Genomic DNA, 2,237 nt, shown 5'->3' with positions numbered 1-2,237 from the left:
GGCGTGCCCAGCGCCGAGGCCGCTTCGCAGAGTTCGTCCAGAAAAAGGCGCCCCGCGATGGTGAGATCGCGCCGCGAGGGATAGAGCGCAAAAAGCGAGATCGGCGGCGGCGTCCAGCCGGGTGCGACCAGGCCGAGGCGCCCGGCCTTGAAGTCCGCGGTGCACATCGACGCGGGCAGCTGTGCCACACCGAGCCCTGCGAGCGCAGCTTCGCGGATCTGCAGCAGGCTGTCGCTCGTGAACTGCACGCGCACATCGATCTCTGCGTCGCCCTCGTGCGCATGGCTCAGCAACCAGCGTGCAGGATGCGGCATGAAGGTCCAGCCGATCGCCGGGCAGCCCTGCAACTGCGCGGGAAGCATGGCACCCGGCAGCGCATCGCGGACCTTGGGCGATGCGACGAGTACGTAGGGAATGTCGGCCAGCTTGCGCATCACCAGGCTCGAGTCGCGAAGCGGCTTGACCGAAGGGCGTATCAACAGGTCGACGGGATCGCTGAATGCCGAGGGCCGGCCGTCGGTTGCGTCGAGCGTGATCGCCACGCGCGGGTGCCTCAGGCTGAAGTCGATGGCCAGCGGGCCCACGAGCATGGCACTCAAGGCGATGGGACACGAGATGCGAAGCGTCCCCGATGCCTCGCCCAGGCTGTCGCGTGCGGCGGACAGCGCGCGCTGCGCTTCGGCCCGGATATTCGCGCCGTGCGCATACATCCGCTGTCCGATGTCGGTCACCTTGAACCTGCGCGAGTTGCGCACGATCAGGCTGACGTTCAGGCGTTTCTCGAGCCCCGAGATGCGGCGGCTGAGCCGCGACACGGGAATGCCGAAGCGCTGGCTCGCGGCGCTGAACCCGCCTGCCTCGACCACGGCGACCAGGGCCATCAGGTCATCCGCGACATCTCCGGTTTCGTCCATCTTCGGCTCCCAAGGCAAAAGACGGCATTGTGGGTTGGCCGGGCGCCTGGCGGCGGCCGACGATGCGGCTCAACCTGCCGTGATCAAAACGCCCGATCGCAGCAGGGTCTTGCGCAAAGCCGCGACCTCCAGGTGCTGTAGCGTGGCGTCGGCAGCCCGGCCACCCGTGGCATCGTCCCAACCCAATCAAGCCCCCGAATGCAGCAACAAGCCATCTCCGCTCACGACATCTTCCCGCACATCCGCATCGTCATGGGCATGGTGATCGGCCTTGGCGTGACGCGGCTGTTGTCGGGCGTGGCGCGCATCGTGCAGCACCCGGCGCAGTACCGGCTCTATGCGGTGCACCTTGCGTGGGTGGCTTCGGTGCTGCTGGCGCTGGTGCATTTCTGGTGGTGGGAGTTCGGCCTCTATCAGATCGAGAGCTGGACCTTCGGCACCTATGCCTTCATCGTGAGCTACGCGATCGTGCTGTTCCTGCTGTGCGCGCTGCTCTTTCCTGACAGCATGCGCGACTACGCGAGCTATGAAGACTATTTCTATGCCCGGCGCGCCTGGTTCTTCGGCCTGCTGGGTGCGACCTACCTGCTCGACGTGGTCGACACGCTGATCAAGGGCGAGGCGCACTTCGCGCGCTTTGCGCTGGAGTACCTGATCCGCACGCCCGTTCTCGTGGCGCTGTGCATCGTGGCGGCCAGAACGGCGAGCCCGCACTTTCATACCGTCTTCGTGGCCGGCACGCTGGTCTACCAGCTGTCGTGGATCTTCAGGCTCTTCGACACCTTGAACTGAGGGCACGCCGTGCGCTTCCGGCTGACGCGCGCATCGGCGGCAGCCTACGTTGAAAACCAAGGTCCTCACATTCAAATGGCGCCGACGTCGAACGGGGACCGAGGCGTGCCGTGCGTCTTGCCGTCGGCGGATCAGGAGACTGCCATGCGCATCCACGACGAGAAGAAGAACAACGGCGAGGCAAGCCATGCCGTTCAAGATGCAGACACCGACCCCCCGCAAGCCCTGAGCGGCACCACCCGGCGCTCGCTGCTGCGCAGCGCCGTGCTGTTCGCGATGTTCTCGGGCAGCGGCATCGGCCTGACCGCCTGCGGCGGGGGCGGCGGCGGCGGCGGAGGAGGAGGGGGCATCGGCATCGGCGGCGGAGTGGGGGGAGGGCGTCCGCCCGACGACTCCAACTCGGTGTTCAAGCACGGGATCGCGAGCGGCGATCCCTTGTCCGACCGCGTGATCCTCTGGACCCGCGTGACGGCCGCCGCGCCGGGCACCCTCAACGTCGAGTGGGAAGTGGCCAGCGACGAGCGCTTCGGC

3 protein-coding genes are annotated in these 2,237 nt (G+C 67.1%); 2 read left to right on the top strand and 1 reads right to left on the bottom strand.

What is annotated here, in order from left to right:
- Positions 1-914, bottom strand: a 914-nt coding sequence (locus tag AC1DOC_RS30295) for a LysR substrate-binding domain-containing protein (RefSeq protein WP_478131188.1), incomplete at its 3' end; no start/stop codon positions are given.
- Positions 915-1,112: 198 nt separating this feature from the next.
- On the opposite strand from AC1DOC_RS30295, the gene AC1DOC_RS30290 reads away from it, so the two are divergent.
- Both AC1DOC_RS30290 and AC1DOC_RS30285 read left to right on the top strand, forming a co-directional pair.
- The gene (locus AC1DOC_RS30290; RefSeq protein WP_478080078.1) at positions 1,113-1,706 is read left to right on the top strand and encodes a hypothetical protein; all 594 of its coding nucleotides are present in this window, start codon (positions 1,113-1,115) and stop codon (positions 1,704-1,706) included.
- A gap of 144 nt (positions 1,707-1,850) precedes the next feature.
- The coding region (locus AC1DOC_RS30285) for a PhoD-like phosphatase N-terminal domain-containing protein (protein WP_478131187.1) at positions 1,851-2,237 on the top strand (387 nt) is incomplete at its 3' end.

This window comes from Variovorax sp. 01T439_2 (assembly GCF_056398445.1).
The sequence above is the reverse complement of the archived record's forward strand: the minus strand, read 5'-3'. Positions and strand labels throughout refer to the sequence as shown.

What these genes read in the sequence shown, in the direction of transcription:
- AC1DOC_RS30290 (WP_478080078.1), top strand. Translation starts at nt 1,113, where the DNA reads ATGCAGCAACAAGCCATCTCCGCTCACGACATCTTCCCGCACATCCGC.